Here is a 17,501-nt window from a genome sequence, read left to right as displayed (position 1 = left end):
AGTTGAGGGTGAGATCGTGGGCTTCGCCTCGTTTCACGTGAAACACGGTCCCGCCTCCGCGAGCGCCGCCAGCCGCCGCAGCGCCGTCTCCAGCACGTCGTGCGGCGGTGACGCCAGGCCGATACGGACCGTGTCCGGGGCCGTGGTCGACCCGGCGGCGAAGGCCGAGCCGGGCGTGATCGCGATGCCCTCGTCGGCGGCCGCGGCGGTGAACGTCTCACCCCGCCAGGGCGCGGGCAGCCGCCACCAGAGGTAGTAGGCGCGCGCATCGGTCCGTACGTCATGGCTGGTCAGGCACGACGTGACCAGGCGGTGCCGGGTCGCCGCGTCCGCGCGCTTCGCCCGCGCGAGCCGCTCCGCCGTCCCGTCGGCCAGCCAGCGCGTGGCCGCCTCCAGTGCGAACCGCCCGGCCGTCCAGCCCCCGGACCGCAGCGCCGCGGCCACCCGCTCGTCGTCGCCGCCCGGCGTGACCAGGAGGCCCACCGAGAGCCCGGGCGCGATCCGCTTCGACAGGCCGTCCACGACGTACGTCCGCTCCGGGGCGTACGCGGCGAGCGGCTCCGGCGCGTCCGGATGCAGGAACGACCAGATCCGGTCCTCGACGACCGGCAGCTCCAACTCCCGTACGACCTCGGCCAGTTCGCGGCGGCGGTCGTCCGGCATCGTCGTGCAGGTCGGGTTGTGCAGCGTCGGCTGGACGTACAGCGCGCTCAACGGCGCGCTCCGGTGTGCCGCCGCCACGGCCTTGGGGCGCAGCCCGTCCGCGTCCATGGCCAGCGGCACGAGCGTCAGCCGCAGCCGCTCGGCGATCTCCCGCACCACGGGGTACGTCAACGCCTCCACGCCGACCCGCCCGCCCGGCGGCGCGAGCGCGGCGAGGGCCCCGGCGATCGCCTGCCGCGCGGTGCCGGTGAACAGCAGCCGCTCGGGCGCCGGACGCCAACTCCCGTACGCGAGCAGGGCACTTGCGGCCGACCGGGCCTGCGGTGTGCCGGCCGCGGCGGCGGTCTGCGTGGCCTCCGCGAAGACATCGGGCCGCAGGAGCGGGCCCAGGCTCGCGCTCAGCAGCTCCGACTGGCCGGGCGCGGACGGGTAGTTGAGCTCCAGGTTGACCTCGGCGGGCAGTTCCGGCGGCTCGGTCAGCGCCCGCCCGGTCGCCTCGTCCGGCCCCGGCGCCGCCCGTACGTACGTCCCGCGCCCCACCTCGCCGACGACCAGGCCGCGCCGGACCAGCTCGCCGTAGACCCGGCTCGCCGTGGACGGCGCGATACGGCGGCGCCGGGCGAAGAGGCGCTGCGGCGGCAGCCGGTCGCCGGGGCGCAGTCGGCCGCGGGCGATGTCGGCGGCGACCACGTCCGCGATCCGCCGGAAGTCCCGGAACTCCTCGCCCATCCCGCCCGCCCGCTCCCGCTTGCCCGTCCCGTACGACAGTGCACCGACGCCGACATTGCACCGACGACCGACGACCGACCACCGACGACCGACGACCGACCACCGACACTGCACTGGCGCCGGCACCGACATTGCACCGAGTGCAAAGCCGTCCATTGCTCCGACCGTAACCCGCTTCCTAGGCTCCCGGCCATGGCAGACGTACTCCTCCCCGACCGCCTCCCCGACCCCCGCCCCGCCGATGTTCCGGACGGCCTCCGGATCGGCTACGACGAGGCCGGCCCCGCCGACGCACCGCCCCTCGTCCTGATCCACGGCCACCCCTTCGACCGCACCATGTGGACGCCCCAACTCGCCACGCTCGCCCCGGAGTTCCGCGTCATCGCGCCCGATCTGCGCGGCTACGGCGCCTCCACCGTGGTCCCCGGCACCACCCCGCTCGATGTCTTCGCCCGCGACATCGAGGCCCTCCTCGACCGGCTCGGCGTGCAGCGTCTCGTCCTCGGCGGGCTCTCCATGGGCGGCCAGATCGTCATGGAGTGCGTACGGCTCTTCGGCGACCGCGTCACCGGCCTCGTCCTCGCCGACACCTCCCCGGTCGCGGAGACCGACGAGGGCCGGGCCTGGCGCCGCGCCCTCGCCGAACGCCTCCTGAGCGAGGGCATGAAGCCGTACGCGGACGAGGTGCTGCACAAGATGGTCGCCCCGCACTCCGCACCCGAGGTCCAGGACCACGTCCACCGCATGATGTGCGGCACCGACCCGGAGGGCGCCGCCGCCGCACTCCGCGGCCGCGCGGAACGCCCCGACTACCGCGCCCTCCTCGCCCGCACCACCGTCCCGACCCTGCTGGTCGTCGGCGCCGAGGACGCCTACACCCCGGTCTCCGAGGCCGAGGCCCTGCACGCCGCCCTGCCGCACTCCACGCTCCGCGTCATCGAGGGCGCCGCCCACATGCCCAACCTGGAACGGCCGCAGGAGTTCAACTCGGCGGTACGGGGGTTCTTGGCGGGGGCGTGATTTCCGGGGCCGTGCCCTGCCGCCGACCGTAGAGTGGAGTCGTCACCCCGATCGGGAGGAGGCCGCTGTGACCATGTCCGACACACGACCGCCGTTCATGGCCCAGGAGGAATTCGAGGCGCTGGCTGCGCATGCCAGATCGCTCAACGAATCGCTGAGTTTCGAGTTCATCAACGGCAAGATGGGGGCCAAGGGCGTGCCGGACGGGGATCACGACGAGATGATCGCCTGGTTGCAGAGCCTGTGCATGCAGGCGAACGCCGGGTGGTGGCTCTACGTGGAGCGAGGGCTGCGCGTCGAGACCTACCGCACGGGCAACGCACGGCCCGACGGCACGCTGGCTCCGCGCGGGACCTTCAGCGGTCAGGGCGAGTGGGCGAGCACCGACGGTGTCCTCATGGTGGTCGAGGTGACCTCGGGAGACAGCGACACCAACCAGCGCGACCGCGTCGACAAGCCCCGCGCCTACGCCCAGACCGGCATCCCCGTCTACCTGCTGATCGACCGGGACACCTGCGAGGTCAAGGTCCACTCCCAGCCGGACGGGGAGCGGTACGAGATGGTCGGGACCGTGCCGTTCGGCAAGACCGTGGCGCTCCCCGACCCGGTGGGCATCGAGCTCGACACCGAGCCCCTCAAGGACTGGGTCTGCTGACTCAGCCCCGGTCCGGCCCGCTTCCCCCACCTCGGCGGGGGAAGCGGGACGTGGCCCAGGCCGCGACCGCGACGAGCAGGGCCGCGCCGAGGATGATCCAGGACGCCGTGCGCAGGGACTCCGTCAGCGCGTCGTAGACCGCGGCGACGGCCGGGCGGGAGAGGTCGGGGGGCAGGTCGTCGAGGGTGACGCTGCGGCCCACGGCGACCGCGACCGCAAGCAGCACCGCGCTCAGCGCGACGCCGAGCGCGGTGGCGACGACGGCGCGGCGTCTGCGTACCGCGAGGGCCAGGCCCGCGGCCGCGCACAGCACCGCGGCGATCGGCAGCCAGATCCCGGCGACCTGCAGCATGTGAAACCCCTTCCCCAGGGTGCCGAGGTCTTCCAGGACGGTGATCTCGGTGTGCTCGACCGGGATGCTCTCCGCGAACGGCAGGCCGTCCTCGATGAGCTGGTCCCTGACCTGCTCGATGATCGGCGCGAGGTCCAGGGTGACGGCGCCGCCGTCGTTCAGCGCGTCCTGGACCGCGTCGTGCGCCTCCCGGTTGGCCGCGTTCCACGCCGTCTCGAAGGTGCGGGTCTCCGTGAACGACAGCACCGCGTCCTGCAGGAACGGCTCCACGGCGCCCTGCAGCGGGCCCATGTCGACGTTCCGCACGATCTCCGCGCTCACCGCGTCCGCCACGTTCTGCCGTACGTCCGGGTCGGAGGCGAGCGGCGCCATCGTCGCCACGTAGTTGTCGCGGTCCCCGATCTCGTATTTCGCCCAGGTCGACATCGCGCCGAGCGGCGTGAGCAGGCAGGCGAGGACCAGCAGGACCGCCGACAGTGCCGCCCGCGCCCCGCCGGCGCCGCGCCGCTCGCGTACCTCCCGGGAACTCCGCACCCGTCCAGGCAAGAGCGGCCACCGCCCTGCCGCGACCGGTGTTGCTGCGCGCGAGTGGCCGGGGCGGGGAGATCGACTCCTATGGAGCAGCGGTTCGGGCGGCAAGGGGCGGGCCCGGCGGGCTGAGGGTGGGTTTGTCGAGGGCCGGGCGTCCCCGTCGGCGCCCGGCCCCCAACCCCCGTATTCGGATGGTCTGTTGTGACGGGCCTGCGGTGATGGCCGTCTGTGCCGTGCGGCGGCTACTTGCGGTTGTAGAGCCGCATCGTGATCGGGCCGAACACCGCGACCAGGAAGGCCGCCCAGCCCAGCGTCCAGATCAGTTCCGTGCCGGGCCACTCGCCCTGCATGAAGGAGCGGACGGACGAGGAGACGTGGGTGACGGGGTTGTTGTTGACGAAGGCCTGCAGCCAGCCGGGCATCGTCGAGGTCTCCACGAAGATGTCGCTGAGGAACGTCAGCGGGAAGATCACCATCATCGAGACGCCCATCACCGACTTCTCGGTGCGCAGCATCAGGCCGAACATGGTCCACACCCACGAGAACGCGAACGAGAACACGATGAGCAGCGCGATGCCCGCCACCACCCCGGTGACCCCGCCCTCCGGGCGGAAGCCGAGGATCAGGCCGACGGTGAGGATGACGAGGGAACCGAGGACGTACCGCAGCATGTCGCCGAGGAGATAGCCGACCATCACCGAGGGCCGCCAGATCGGCAGGGTTCTGAAGCGGTCGAAGACGCCCTTGTCGATGTCGGTGTTGACCGAGACGCCCGTGTACATCGTGATCATCACGATCGACATCACCAGGATGCCGGGCAGCAGCCGCTGCAGATACTCCTGCGGCGAGCCCGCCAGCGCACCGCCGAAGAGGTACGTGTACATCAGCACCATCATGATCGGGAAGGCGGTGACGTCGAAGAGCTGCTCGGGGACGTGCTTGATCTTCAGCATCGCCCGCCAGCCGAAGGTGACCGACGCGGAGAGCGCGCTGGGCCGGGGCGGGCGGTCCTTGGCGATGAGGAGTTCGGCGAGCGACTCCGTGGAGACCGCGGCGAGTTCCTCCGCCCCGCCGGCGCCGGGGGCGTTCGTCTGGGTCGCGGTGCTCATGCCAGTGCCTCTTCCTGTGCGTCGTCGCGCGGGTCGGTGGTGGTGCCGCCTGGTGTGGCCGGGCGGTCGGTGAGGGCCAGGAACACTTCGTCCAGGCTGGGTTGGCCGAGCGAGAAGTTGTCGACGGTGATCCCGGCGCGCGCCAGCTCGCCCAGCGCGCGGGAGGCCTTCTCGGCGGCCGCGGTGCCGTCGCCGGTGCCGCCGTTGGCGATGCGGGCCGTGAGCGCCAACGGATCGGCCTCCAGCAGGACTTGGGCGTCCAGAGCGGTCCTGAGGAGCCGCTCGGCCTCGGGCCGCTGCTCCGCGTCCCGCAGCCGCAGGTGCACCGCGCCCGCGCCGACGGACGACTTCAGCTCGCCCTTCGTGCCTTCGGCGATGACCCGGCCCTGGTCGATGACGGCGATCCGGGACGCCAACTGGTCGGCCTCGTCCAGGTATTGCGTGGTCAGCAGGACCGTGGTGCCCTGCGCGACGACCGCGCGCACGATGTCCCACACCTGGTTGCGGCTGCGCGGGTCGAGGCCGGTGGTGGGCTCGTCGAGGAACAGCAGGTCGGGGGTGTTGAGGATGGACGCGGCGATGTCGATACGGCGCCGCATGCCGCCCGAGTAGTTCTTCACCTGCCGGGACGCGGCCTCGCTCAGGCCGAAGGCCTCCAGGAGCTGTTCGGCGCGCCGCGCCGAGGCCCGCTTGGAGTGTCCGGTGAGCCGGCCGAGCAGGAGCAGGTTCTCCGTGCCGGTCAGGTCCTCGTCCACCGAGGCGTACTGCCCGGTCAGGCTGACCCGGCTGCGGACCGCGTCCGCCTCGCGCACCACGTCGTGCCCGAAGACGTGGGCCTCGCCGCCGTCGGGCCTGAGCAGGGTGGCGAGCATCTTGACGGTGGTGGTCTTGCCCGCGCCGTTGGGCCCGAGGACGCCGTAGACGGTGCCGGCCGGGACGCTCAGGTCGACGCCGTCGACCGCGCGGTTCTCGCCGAAGGTCTTCACCAGACCCGCGGTCTCGATGGCCAGGCCGGTCGTACGGCCAGTCCGGTCGCTCATGGTCCTTCGGTCCTTCCTTGTCCTGCGGTTCTGTCGGTCCGGGTTTCCGGGCCCGGTGGGCGTCGGGCGGGCGGTCGGTCGCTTCGGCGCGCTGCGTTCGCGTGCTGCGTTCGCGTACGGCCTTCGCATGCCGTGTCAGGAGGGGTACGGGTGGGCCGCGCGGGCTTCGCGCAGGGCCTGTCCCCACCAGACGAGCTGGTCGAGCATCGCGGTCACCGCCCGGCTCGGCCGGTTCTCGGCGCCGCGCGGCAGTTCCTCGACGAGATTGAGACCGACGCCGTCGCGCAGACTCATCGCATGCAGCTCGGTGAACACGCACCGCAGCTGCTCGACCGCGTACAGCCCCAGGCTGTCGTAGCCGTAGCTGACGAAGCCGACGGGCTTGCCGTGCCACTCGTCGTACGCGAAGTCGATGGCCTGCTTCAGCACGGCGGGGAAGCTGCGGTTGTACTCCGGCGTGACGACGACGAACGCGTCCGCGCGGTCGACGTGGCGGACGAAGCGGAGCATCGCGTCGGTGGGCGCGGAGGGGTAGCGGGCGGGCAGGTCCTCGTAGTCGACGAGGTCCACGACGTCCAGCGCGAGGTCGTCGCGCTGCCCCGCGCGCTCCAGGAACCACTCCGCGACGCTGCCGCCGACGCGGCCCTCGCGGGTGGACCCCACGATCACCGCGACCGCGAGCCGCCGCTCCGCCTCCGTCATCCCACCCCTCCTGCCCGTCCGGTCCTTCGGCCTGCGTGTTCGCACTCCGCTCTCGTCACCTGGGCGCGAGATCCGATCGCGCAGCCGCCAGATTCGATCTGGCGCCGAAGTGGCAGTCGCTGGATCCGACCTGGCGGCGGTCGCGCGGCGGAGGCCTGGACGTACGGCGACGTACGGCCCGGCGGCGGCCGAGGCGTGCGGCCGGTGGGCGGGGCCTCGCCCGAGTTGCCGGGCGCCCTGCCCGGGTGTGCTCTTGAAGTGCAGGGGAGTGACTGCGAGGACGAGAGGACGACCTCATGGCACACGCCGCACCAGCACGGATACGCGCGCACCGCCCCGCCGGGTCCACGACCTGGCTGGCCCCGCTGCTCGCCGTCGTCTACGGCCTGTGGGCCGCGGCCAACCACCGCGACGGCGGCCCCATCACGACGGCCAACGTCCTGCACGGCGTCGTGGCCGGAGTCGTCTTCGGGGCGCTGTTCTTCGGCCTGCGGTCCGTCTCCGCCCGCCTGCCGCGCGAGCTGCGCGCCCTGGCCTGGGGCGCGTTCACCGGCATCGCCTTCGGCTTCCTCTACAGCCTGACCGGCGCGAGCATCCTGAGGTCGATCGTGATGGCGGCCGTCATCGGGGGCGTGGTGGGGGCCATGTTGTTCTACCGCTACTACACGTCGGAGGACGCCACGGGCCACCACGACTGACGTCCGGGAACGGCGCCGGCCTGGGGCCTCGGGGTCGAGCGGCTCGGGCGGCTCGGGCGGGACGAGCCGGCCGGGCCGGTCGGGCGGGTCGGGGTGAGCGCCAACAGCCCCGCACAGAACCGGAGTTGAGCCTTTCGGGCGCTGCGTACCGCCCCTGACCAGCGGTCTTTCGGAGCCCGGGCGGATTGTCAGTGGCGGCCCCTATGGTTCGGAGGCATGAACCCAGCCGCTCTCATCGGACGCGACCACCCGGCGGGCGTACTGCGCGCCGAGGTGGAGCGCGCCGTGCACAGCCACGGCGGGCTCGTGCTCGTGACGGGCGAGCCGGGCATCGGCAAGACCACGCTCGTCTCACAGATCGCGCGCGAGGCCCGCGAGTCGGGCGCCCTCGTGCTGGCCGGATCCTGCTGGGCCTCGGACAGCGCGCCCGGCTACTGGCCGTGGGTGCAGGTCGTGCGCGCGCTGCGGCGGGCGGTCGGCGAGGAGCGGTTCGCGGCGGCCCAGGAGACGTCCGGCGCGGACAGCCCGTGGCGGCTCGGCGCGCTCCTCGGCGAGTCCCCGGTGCCGGGGGCGGACGACCCGGCGGCGGCCTTCCGGCTGTACGACGCGGTGACCACGGCCCTGGTCGCCGTCTCCCACGACCAGCCGGTGGTGGTCGTGCTCGACGACCTGCACTGGGCGGACGCCGCCTCCCTGAAGCTGCTCGAATTCGCCGCAGGGCACGCCTGGTTCGAGCGGCTGCTCCTGGTGGGCACGTATCGCGACGCGGAGGTGGACGCCGAGGACCACCCGCTGCGCGGCCAGATCCTGCCCCTGGTGGCGAAGGCGACGACGCTGAGCCTGGCGGGCCTCACGCGCGCGGAGACCGGCGCCCTGGTGGCGCGTACGGCGGGCCGGGAGCCGGACGGCCCGACGCTCACCGAACTGCACCGGTTCACGGGCGGCAACCCGTTCTTCGTGGAGCAGTCGGCGCGGCTGTGGGCGGCGGGCGGCTCGCTCGGCGCCGTCGCGCCCGGCGTGCGGGAGGCGGTGCGGCGCCGGCTCGACCTGCTGCCCGCGGCGGCGAAGGAGCTGCTGACCACGGGCGCGGTGCTCGGCCGTGAGTTCCACCGGCAGGTGCTCGCGGCGGTCGCGGCGGCGCCCGTGGCGCACGTCGACCGTCTCCTTGACCAGGCGGTCACGGCCCGCCTGATGACGGCCCTCGGTAACGGCCGCTTCGCCTTCGCCCACGATCTCGTACGGGAGACGCTGCAGGAGGAGCTCGCGCCGGAGGAGGCACGCGCGCGGCACGCGGCCGTGGTCGGGGCCCTGGAGCAGGCGCCCGACCTGGCGGCGAAGGTCTTCCCGGCGGACCGCGCCCGGCATGCGTACGCGGCGGGGGACGCCGTGCTGGCCGAGACGGCGGTGCGGCTGCTGCAGGAGGCCGCGCACGACGCGGGGGCGCGGCTCGCCCTGGAGGAGCAGGTCGTGCACCAGCGGCGGGCCGCCGAGCGGGCCGTGGGCCTCGAGGACCAGGGCAGGCGGGTCCTGGTGACGCTGGGCCTCGCCGAGTTCCTGCACCACGCGGGCGAGGTGGCCGAGTCCCGCCGGGCGTTCGACGCGTGCCTGGACCTGGCCCGCTCCCTCGACGACGCGACGCTCCTCGCGCGCGTGGCCCTCACGCTGTACGGCAGGCAACTCCCGGGCCTGTTCGGCACGGAGGGTCCGAGCGAGGCGGACGGCCTGCTGCGCGAGGCGCTCCGCGCGCTGGTCGGCGGGGGCGCGGCCGCGCGGGGCGGCGCCGATCCGGCGCAGGGCCGGACGGCGGGCGAGCTGGCGCAGGAACTCAGCGTCCGCAGCGCGGTGTTGGCGCGGCGGCACGAGGACGACGAAGCGCTCGGCTTCAGCCTGTGGGCCCGCCACCACGCCATCTGGGGCCCCGGCACGGCGGCCGAACGGGTCGCGCTGGTCGAGGAGTTGACGGCCATCGCCCGGCGCTCGGGCGACGCGGAGGGCGAGCACTTCGCCCGCGCGCTGCACTGGGTGGCCCGCATCGAGCTGGGCGACCCGCGCTATCTGGACGAGTACCACGCGTACGTGGCGCACGCCGAGCAGTCCGGGCAGCCGATGATGGGCGTCGGCGCCGCCATCGACCAGTCCATCGTGTGCGCCCTCGGCGGCCGCTTCGCGCAGGCCGAGAGCTTCCTGACGGAGGCCTTCGGGTACGCGAGCAGGACCGAGCCCCACACCCACTTCTTCCCGCTGCTCGAACACCACCGCTGGACCCTGGCCCTGCTGCAGGGGCGGTACGAGGGGGTGGACGAGGTGCTCCGCAGCCTGGAGCGCGGCCACCCCTGCGCCCGTCTCCTCGTCGGCATCACGGCGGTGGAGCGCGCGGCCGAACCGGACGCGCCGTCGGGGGAGTTGGCGGCTGCGGAGACCTATGCGCGGGAGCTCCTGGCCGGGGCGGAGACGGGGCCGGATGCGGACGCCGCCCGTGGCGCGGGGGCCGCCGGGGGCCCGGAGCCCGAGCTTCCCGGGCGTACGGCCGACATCGACCGGGGCTTCCTGCCGTTGCGGCTGCGCTTCCAGGCCCAGGCGGCGGCGGCCTCCGGGGACCGGGCGCTGTGTGCGGCCGCCCGCGCGGCGCTCGTTCCGTACGCGGAGCAGTGGGCGGTTTCCATGTTCGGCTGGGACATCAGCGGCCCGGTCGCGCACTGGATCGCGCTGTGCGACGCGGCGATGGGCCGCCTGGAGGAGGCGGAGCAGGGCTTCACGAAGGCGTACCGCTCGGCCGAACTCCTCGCCGCGAGGCCCTGGTCGGCGCTGGCCCGCGTGCACCTGGCGGAGGTCCGCGCGGCCCGCGGCGAGGACGCGGAGCCACTGCTCGCCGAGGTCGTGCGGGACGCGGAGGAGCTCGGCATGCGGCAGGTGCTGCGCCGCGCGGCCCGACTGCGGGAGTCGGCGGCGGCACGGCCCGCGCAGTCCGCGAGCGGATCGGCGACCCCGCCGAGCCCGACGGGGACGGAGCGTCCGGGACAGGCCGAGGGCCGCCTGGGACAGGCCGAGGTCCTGGGACAGGCCGAACAGGCCGAGCGCACGGGACGGACCCAGCTTCCCGGTCAGGCCGAACAGCCTGATCGCCCAGGACTGGGGGCGGCACCAGGACAGGCCCAACTCCCCGCCCCCGCCTACGAGTTCCGTTTCGACGGCACCGTCTGGACGCTCACGTACGCGGGCCGTACGACGCCCATGCCGGACGCGAAAGGGCTGCGCGACCTGCGGCAGTTGCTGTCCCGGCCGGGGGACGACATTCCGGCCGTGCACCTGCTGGCCCCCGAGGGCGGCGCGGAGGTCGTCGCGGCGCGGAGCCTCGGCGGGGACGCGGTCCTGGACGAGGAGGCGAAACGGCAGTACCGCGCGCGCCTGGAGCGGCTGGACGACGAGATAGACCGCGCGGCGGCGCGGGGCGACCCGGACCGGGCGGCGGAGTACGACCGGGAGCGCAAGGCCCTCCTGGAGGAGCTCCGCGCGGCGGCCGGACTCGGCGGACGCAGCCGGCGCCTCGGCGACGAGGCGGAGCGCGCCCGCAAGACGGTGACGGCGCGCATCCGGGACACCCTGCGCCGCCTCGACACCCGCCATCCCGAACTGGCCGCGCACCTGCGGGAGTCCGTGACCACGGGCGTCACCTGCGCGTACAGACCGCCGGGCGGCAGAGGGCCGGAGTGGCGGCTGTGAGCGAACCGTGCCGCAGGTCAGGGGCGGCCGACCCGGCAGAGCCTCATTAGCCTTGCCGTATGGCCGCCCCCGCCCCCGACCCCGAGCCCGACGCAGCCCCCGAGCCCGAGCCCGCCCTCGACCCGCTGCCCGTCGCCCCCCGCCCCGCTCTGCTGCGGGGGCAGGGGACGACGGTGGCGGCCGTGGCGGCCGGCGGGGTCGTCGGGGCGGCGGGGCGGTACGGGGCCTCGCTGCTGTGGCCGACGCCGGGCGGGGCGTTCCCGTGGACGACGCTGTGGGTGAACGTCGTCGGGTGCGCGGCGATGGGCGTGCTCATGGTCGTGATCACCGAGGGGCGGCAGCGGCACCGGCTGGTCCGGCCGTTCCTCGGCACGGGGGTGCTGGGCGGTTTCACGACGTTCTCGACGTACACCGTCGACATCCGGCGGCTGGACGACCTCGGGGAGGTCCGGGCCGCGCTCGGGTATCTGGCGGCGACGCTGGTCGCCGCGCTCGTCGCGGTCTGGGCCGCCGCGACCGCCACCCGCCGCGCCCTGAACGCGAGCCGAGGCGACGACCCCCGCCCCGACCACCCCACCGCACCCGCGAATCCCACCGCACCCGACCACCCGACCGGACCCGAGGACCCCGCCGCACCCGAGGACCCCGCCACTCCGCCCGGAACCCCGCTCGACAGGAGGCGATGACGGCATGACGAGGCTCACCGGCACCGCGCTGCGCGTGACGATCTTCATCGGGGAGAGCGACACCTGGCAGCGCAAGCCGCTCTACAGCGAGATCGTGCACCGCGCCCACCGCGCGGGGCTCGCGGGCGCCAGCGTGTTCAAGGGGATCGAGGGCTTCGGCGCCTCCTCGCTCGTCCACACCCACCGGCTGCTCTCGCTCAGCGAGGACCTTCCCGTGGCGGTCGTGATCGTCGACACCGAGGAGCGCGTCCGCGCGTTCCTGCCGCAGCTCGACGAACTCGTCGGCGAGGGCCTGGTGATCCTGGACGACTGCGAGGTCATCCGGTACGTCGGCCGGGAGCGGAGTTGACCGCCCAAGCCCCGCGCCTCCAGAGGCACCCGCGCCTCCAGAGGCACCTGCACTCCCGAACGCACCTGCACTCCCGAACGCACCCGCGCTCCCGAACGCACCCGCGCCACCGGAGGAGGTGCCCGCGATGAACTGGCTGTATGTGCTGTGCGGCGCGGCCGTCGGCGCCCCGCTGCGGTACCTCACGGACCGGGCCGTGCAGTCCCGGCACGACTCGGTGTTCCCGTGGGGCACGTTCGCCGTGAACGTCCTGGGCTCCCTGATCCTCGGCGTGCTCACCGGCGCGGCGCTCGCCGGCGCCACGTCCGTGTCCTCGCCGCTGTTCCTGCTCCTCGGCCCGGGCCTGTGCGGGGCGTTGAGCACGTACTCGACGTTCTCGTACGAGACCCTGCGCCTGGCCGAGTCCGGGGCGCGGCTGTTCGCCGTGCTGAACGCGGCCGGCAGCGTGGCGGCCGGACTCGGCGCGGCGTACGCGGGGGTCGCGCTGGCGGAAGCCTGGTGGACCTGAGCGCCCCCGGCCAGGCGCACCTCCCGCTCCCCACAGACTCCAGGCACCCCGCGCCCCCGCACGCCCTTGCGCCCCCGCACGCGCCCGCACGGCCGCCGTACGCTGGAGCGGGCGAGGGGCACAGGGCAAGGCTCAGGGGTGGGGAGGTACGACGTGGTGGAGTGGCGGTACGTCTCCCATGGGGCGCGGGCGGTCCCGGAGCCGTGGGCGGCGCCGCTGATCTGGACGGCTGCGTACGCCGGGTCGTTCGCCCTCGTCCATGTCCTCGACCTGCTCGGCGTGCTCGACAGCTCGGGCCTCGCGCTGGCCGCGCTGTCCCTCTTCGCCGCGCTTCTCGGCGTACGCGGCAGCTTCGTGGCCGCGCCCGGCACGGCCCTGCTGTGCTGGGGTTTCCTGAACTTCTTCGGCGCGTACCCGACCGGCCGGCTCTCCTGGGCCGTCGACCGCGACGTCCAGTGGATCGCCTGCCTGCTCGGGGCGGCGCTCGTCGGCACGGCCACGGCGCGCGTGCTGCAGGCCCGCGCCGCGTACCGCCGGATCACGCCGTACACACCGGAACCGTACGTGTAGCAACTCCCGTCTGTAGCTGCACGATTGACGATCCAAGGGGGACAAGTGACGGCAGAATCAACGCACTTACCGGGCCCGGAGGGGCAGGGCCGGGACGAGGGCGAGGGAGAGGAGGCCCGGACGGATCCGTCTCCGCCGCCGCCCCCGTCCGCACCACCGACCCCACCACCGACCTCACCCCCGCCCCCGCGGCACGACCCGCACCCCGACGTCCCACCGGCCGGAACCACAGCCGGAACCACAGCCGGACTCGGAGGCGGACGCGGAGTCGGGCCCGGGGCGCAGCCGCTCGCCGGCGTCAGCCTGCGCGTGAGCAAGCGGCTGCTGTGGGTCGGCGAGGCGTACTACCCGCTGCAGAACGTCGCCCGCGTGCACACGGTGACGATCCATCCGCGCCGCAAAGAGGCGGTACTCCTGTTCGTGAAGCGGGTGTTGGCGATCGTGCTGCTGCTCGTCGTGCTCGGACTGCTCGCCGCGGCGATCGACACGGCGAACAGCTTCGGGGAGGACGAGGGCGGGGGCGGCGCGGGCCTGAGCGCGCTCGTCCTGGTCGTCGCCGTCGGCGCGTTCATCTACTACCTGATCGAGATGCTGAAGGTGCTCGGCGCGCCCTCGTACTACGTGCTTGCCGTGGAGACGAACGGGCCGTCGCACGCCGTCGTCACCAGTTCCAGCACCGAGCTGCTGCGGAACATCGCGCAGCAGATCGCCGAGGCGATCGAGAACCCGCGGGCGGAGTTCGAGGTGCGGGTGGAGAAGATCTCCATCAGCCCGAAGCACTACTACTACGGAGACAGCGTCAACATGTACGGCGGCAGCGGCAACGTGGGGATGGCGAGCTGATGAGCGGCGACCAGCACTACTACTTCGGCGGCGGCGACCACGTCACCATGAACCAGGGCAGCGGCAACGTCGGCATCGACAAGCGCGTCATGGCGGCCCCGGAGCTGCAGCCCGAACTCCGTGAGGCGCTCGACGAACTCCGCGCGCTCATCGAGGAGTTGCGCCCCGGGGTCGACGAGCCGACCGCGCGGGACCTCGACGAGAACCTGCCGGCGCTGCGCACCGACACCGCGGTGCAGCCGCAGGAACGCCGCCGCGCCCTGCTCGCCGCGGCCGGCATCGCGGCGACGGTCAGCGCGCTGGGCGTACCCGTCGTCGAGGCGGTCAACAAGTGCCTGGAGCTGCTGGCCGGGAGCTGAACGCCGACCGCGGGCCATAGCAGCGCGAATGTCCTGTTCGCGTGCTAAACAACCCCTATGTCGCATCCCTGGACCCTCGTCCTCATCATGGTCGTGGCCGTGCTCGCGCCCCTGCTGTCGTACGGGCTGGGGCGGTGGGTGCGGGTCCCGCTGGTGATCTTCGAGATCGTCCTCGGGATCCTCGTCGGCCCCGACGTGCTCGGCCTCGCCCGGCACGACCAGGCCGTGGACATGCTGTCCGACCTGGGCCTGTCCATGCTGATCTTCCTCGCCGGGTACGAGATCGAGTTCGCGGCCGTACGCGGGGACACGCTGCGGCGGGCCGGGTGGGCGTGGGGCGTGTCGCTCGGCCTGGGGCTCGGCCTCGCGCTTGCGCTGACCGGCGCGGACGTGTCCAAGACGTTCGTCATCGGAACCGCGCTCACCAGCACCGCACTCGGCACGGTCCTGCCGATCCTGCGGGACAGCGGGGACCTCAAGGGCCGCTTCGGCACGGTGATGATGGCGTTCGGCGCGGTCGGCGAGTTCGGGCCCATCATCGCCATGGCCCTGCTGCTGAGCGGCCGTCAGCCGGGCCGGTCGGCCGCGGTGCTGCTCGCGTTCGCCGCCGTCACGGCCGCCGCGATCTTCTGGGCGTTGCGCCCGCGCCGCCCCTGGTTCGCCCGGGTCGTCGCCAACACCCTGCATTCCAGCGCCCAGTTCGCGATGCGGTTCGTGATGCTGCTGCTCGTCGCGATGCTCGCGCTCGCCGGGGCGTTCGGCCTGGACACGCTGCTCGGCGCGTTCGCCGCGGGCATTCTCACCCGGCTCGTCATGCACGGGGCGGCGCCGGAGAGCAGCCCCGAGATCCTCGGGAAGGTCGAGGCGATGGGCTTCGGGTTCTTCGTGCCGGTGTTCTTCGTCGTCACCGGCATCGAGTTCGACCTCGCCTCGCTCCTCGACGGCGGCCGCGCCCTCGCCCTGCTCCCGGTCTTCCTGCTGCTCTTCCTCCTCGTACGGGGGCTGCCCGCGTACCTCCTCGCGCCGCGCGACCTCGGGTCGGCCGACCGGCGCAGCCTGGCGCTGTACTGCTCGACCTGCCTGCCGCTCGTCGTCGCCATCACCACGATCGGCCTCGACGAGAAGGTCATCGCGAAGGGCGAGGCGGCGGCGCTGGTCGGCGCGGCGATGATCTCGGTCCTCGTCCTGCCCCTGCTGGCCCTCCGCGTCCGCACACGCGGGGGCGGGGCACGGCCGACCGGCGGGCCGATCGAGAACGCGGAGACGTGGTGAGTGAGAGGGGGGAGGGGAGGTCGGCGAGCGCACCCCCTAGGGGGCTCCGCACCCTGGCCCCTCTGGACCGCCCCCCGCTCCTCAATCGTCGGAGGGGCTTCCCGCCCGGTTGGGGAGCCGCAGGGCCACCGCCACCGTGACCACCGACAGAGCCGCCACCACGACGAAGGCGAGGCGCATGCCGCCCATCTGGGCCTGCGCGGGCGAGCTGCCCTCGGCGAGCAGGGCCGTCGTACGGGACGACATCACCGTGACCACCAGCGCCGTGCCGAACGCGGCCGCGACCTGCTGGAGCGTGCCGAGCATGGAGCTGCCGTGCGAGTACAGGTGCGCCGGGAGCCCGCCCATGCCGAGCGTGAAGCACGGCGTGAACGTCGCCGCCAGGCTGACCATCAGCAGGGCGTGCAGCCCGAGCACCACCCAGAACGGCATCGTCGCCGAGACCTGCGTGAACGCGCCGAGCGAGACCACCATGCCGATCGAGCCGGGCACGATGAGCGGGCGGCTGCCGAACCGGTCGAAGGCCTTGCCGATGGTCGGGCCGAGCAGGCCCATGATCAGCCCGCCGGGCATGACGAGCAGGCCGGTCTCCAGGGGGCTGAGCCCGCGCAGGTTCTGCAGGTACAGCGGCAGCAGGATCATCGCGCCGAGCATCGCCAGGAACCCGATGGACATCAGGACCAGGGACAGCGTGAACGTGCCGTGCTTGAGGGTGCGCAGGTCCATCAGCGGGGTGCCGGTGCGCTGCAGCCGCAGCTGGCGGAAGACGAACACCGCGATCGCCGCCGCGCCCGCGCCGACGACTCCGATGCCCGCGCCGACCGAGCCGTGGCCCTCGCCGAACAGGCTCAGGCCGTAGACGAGTCCGCCGAAGCCGAGCGTGGCGACGGCGACGCTCGGCCAGTCGATCGAACCGGCCGCGGGCTCGCCGATGTTCTCCATCTTGCGCAGCCCGAACAGCGTGACCAGGCCGGCGATCGGCAGGACGACCACGAACAGCAGCCGCCACGAGCCCGCCTGCAGGATGAGCCCGGACACGGCGGGCCCGAGCGCGGGCGCCACCGAGATCGCCAGCGTGACGTTGCCCATCACGCGGCCGCGGTCCTGCTCCGGCACGACGATCATCAGCGTGGTCATGAGCAGCGGCATCATCACGGCCGTGCCCGCGGCCTGCACGATCCGGCCGACGAGCAGCACCTCGAAGGACGGGGCGACGGCCGACAGGGCGGTGCCCACGAGGAAGACGCCCATCGCGATCGCGTACGCCTGACGGGTCGTGACCCGCTGCAGGAACCAGCCGGTGACCGGGATGACCGCGGCCATGGCCAGCATGAACGCGGTGGAGACCCACTGCGCGGACTGCTCGGTGATGTGCAGGGAGTCCATCAGACGCGGGATCGCGTTGATCATGATGGTCTCGTTGAGGATCACCACGAACGTGGCGAGCACGAGCAGCCGCACCACCGCCGGCGTGCGACCTGCCTTCGCGGCCGGTCGTTCCTCGATGACAGTGGTCATGGCAGCAGCACCTCGCTGGGCTTGTTCCTGGTCGACACGGATAGAGACCGGTACGCCTGGAAAAGCTCATCGGTCCGCCCGAGTCTTACAAAACTTCGAGCTGATCTCCTCCGAATTTCGACCGGGGCCGACCCCGCCGTACCGCCGGGCCACGTCACCCCGCCCCGCCGTACCGCC

General features: G+C 73.3%; 17 protein-coding genes. 11 read left to right on the top strand and 6 right to left on the bottom strand.

Annotated features, from left to right (window positions below):
- Positions 1–33: 33 nt before the first annotated feature.
- On the bottom strand, positions 34–1,392 hold the full coding sequence (locus ACIDOF_RS11960) for a PLP-dependent aminotransferase family protein (protein ID WP_409005793.1): 1,359 nt from the start codon (positions 1,390–1,392) through the stop codon (positions 34–36).
- A 192-nt stretch (positions 1,393–1,584) separates the two neighbouring features.
- Between ACIDOF_RS11960 and ACIDOF_RS11955 the strand changes: the two genes are divergently transcribed.
- The gene (locus ACIDOF_RS11955) at positions 1,585–2,412 is read left to right on the top strand and encodes an alpha/beta fold hydrolase (protein ID WP_409005792.1); all 828 of its coding nucleotides are present in this window, start codon (positions 1,585–1,587) and stop codon (positions 2,410–2,412) included.
- A 73-nt stretch (positions 2,413–2,485) separates the two neighbouring features.
- Entirely contained in the window at positions 2,486–3,067 is a 582-nt protein-coding gene (locus ACIDOF_RS11950) for a Uma2 family endonuclease (RefSeq protein ID WP_409005791.1), read from the top strand.
- 1 nt (position 3,068) lies between these two features.
- Here ACIDOF_RS11950 and ACIDOF_RS11945 read toward each other — a convergent pair whose 3' ends face one another.
- The 4 genes from ACIDOF_RS11945 to ACIDOF_RS11930 all read right to left on the bottom strand — a co-directional run bounded on the left by ACIDOF_RS11945 (position 3,069) and on the right by ACIDOF_RS11930 (position 6,801).
- Positions 3,069–3,953, bottom strand: a complete 885-nt coding sequence (locus ACIDOF_RS11945) for a hypothetical protein (RefSeq protein WP_409005790.1) — start codon at positions 3,951–3,953, stop codon at positions 3,069–3,071.
- A gap of 239 nt (positions 3,954–4,192) precedes the next feature.
- Positions 4,193–5,059: an ABC transporter permease gene (locus ACIDOF_RS11940; protein WP_409005789.1), complete on the bottom strand. Its 867-nt coding sequence runs from the start codon at positions 5,057–5,059 to the stop codon at positions 4,193–4,195.
- Positions 5,056–6,099, bottom strand: coding sequence for an ATP-binding cassette domain-containing protein (locus ACIDOF_RS11935; protein ID WP_409005788.1), 1,044 nt, complete (start codon positions 6,097–6,099; stop codon positions 5,056–5,058). Before ACIDOF_RS11935 ends, ACIDOF_RS11940 begins: the two co-directional genes overlap by 4 nt.
- A gap of 135 nt (positions 6,100–6,234) precedes the next feature.
- Positions 6,235–6,801, bottom strand: a complete 567-nt coding sequence (locus ACIDOF_RS11930) for an NADPH-dependent FMN reductase (protein WP_409005787.1) — start codon at positions 6,799–6,801, stop codon at positions 6,235–6,237.
- A gap of 296 nt (positions 6,802–7,097) precedes the next feature.
- Here ACIDOF_RS11930 and ACIDOF_RS11925 point away from each other — a divergent pair, with 296 nt between their 5' ends.
- The 9 genes from ACIDOF_RS11925 to ACIDOF_RS11885 all read left to right on the top strand — a co-directional run bounded on the left by ACIDOF_RS11925 (position 7,098) and on the right by ACIDOF_RS11885 (position 15,806).
- Positions 7,098–7,499 (top strand): hypothetical protein, encoded by a 402-nt coding sequence (locus ACIDOF_RS11925; protein ID WP_409005786.1) that lies wholly within the window; start codon positions 7,098–7,100, stop codon positions 7,497–7,499.
- Positions 7,500–7,715: 216 nt separating this feature from the next.
- Positions 7,716–11,219 (top strand): ATP-binding protein, encoded by a 3,504-nt coding sequence (locus ACIDOF_RS11920; protein WP_409005785.1) that lies wholly within the window; start codon positions 7,716–7,718, stop codon positions 11,217–11,219.
- Between the two features lie 59 nt (positions 11,220–11,278).
- Positions 11,279–11,905 (top strand): CrcB family protein, encoded by a 627-nt coding sequence (locus ACIDOF_RS11915; RefSeq protein WP_409005784.1) that lies wholly within the window; start codon positions 11,279–11,281, stop codon positions 11,903–11,905.
- A 4-nt stretch (positions 11,906–11,909) separates the two neighbouring features.
- The gene (locus ACIDOF_RS11910) at positions 11,910–12,254 is read left to right on the top strand and encodes a DUF190 domain-containing protein (protein WP_409005783.1); all 345 of its coding nucleotides are present in this window, start codon (positions 11,910–11,912) and stop codon (positions 12,252–12,254) included.
- Positions 12,255–12,381: 127 nt separating this feature from the next.
- On the top strand, positions 12,382–12,762 hold the full coding sequence (locus ACIDOF_RS11905; RefSeq protein ID WP_409005782.1) for a fluoride efflux transporter FluC: 381 nt from the start codon (positions 12,382–12,384) through the stop codon (positions 12,760–12,762).
- Between the two features lie 138 nt (positions 12,763–12,900).
- Positions 12,901–13,332: a hypothetical protein gene (locus tag ACIDOF_RS11900; protein WP_409005781.1), complete on the top strand. Its 432-nt coding sequence runs from the start codon at positions 12,901–12,903 to the stop codon at positions 13,330–13,332.
- Positions 13,333–13,641: 309 nt separating this feature from the next.
- Positions 13,642–14,175, top strand: a complete 534-nt coding sequence (locus ACIDOF_RS11895) for a DUF6232 family protein (RefSeq protein ID WP_409005780.1) — start codon at positions 13,642–13,644, stop codon at positions 14,173–14,175.
- Positions 14,175–14,534 carry a hypothetical protein gene (locus ACIDOF_RS11890; RefSeq protein ID WP_409005779.1) on the top strand — a complete coding sequence of 120 codons (360 nt, stop codon included), beginning with the start codon at positions 14,175–14,177 and terminating at the stop codon, positions 14,532–14,534. Before ACIDOF_RS11895 ends, ACIDOF_RS11890 begins: the two co-directional genes overlap by 1 nt.
- A gap of 57 nt (positions 14,535–14,591) precedes the next feature.
- Entirely contained in the window at positions 14,592–15,806 is a 1,215-nt protein-coding gene (locus tag ACIDOF_RS11885) for a cation:proton antiporter (protein ID WP_409005778.1), read from the top strand.
- An 81-nt stretch (positions 15,807–15,887) separates the two neighbouring features.
- Here ACIDOF_RS11885 and ACIDOF_RS11880 read toward each other — a convergent pair whose 3' ends face one another.
- Positions 15,888–17,324, bottom strand: a complete 1,437-nt coding sequence (locus ACIDOF_RS11880; RefSeq protein WP_409005777.1) for an MDR family MFS transporter — start codon at positions 17,322–17,324, stop codon at positions 15,888–15,890.
- Between the last annotated feature and the right edge of the window lie 177 nt (positions 17,325–17,501).

The sequence above is a fragment of the Streptomyces sp. Da 82-17 genome (genome assembly GCF_046098215.1).
In the GTDB taxonomy this organism is placed as follows: domain Bacteria; phylum Actinomycetota; class Actinomycetes; order Streptomycetales; family Streptomycetaceae; genus Streptomyces.
The sequence above is the reverse complement of the archived record's forward strand: the minus strand, read 5'-3'. Positions and strand labels throughout refer to the sequence as shown.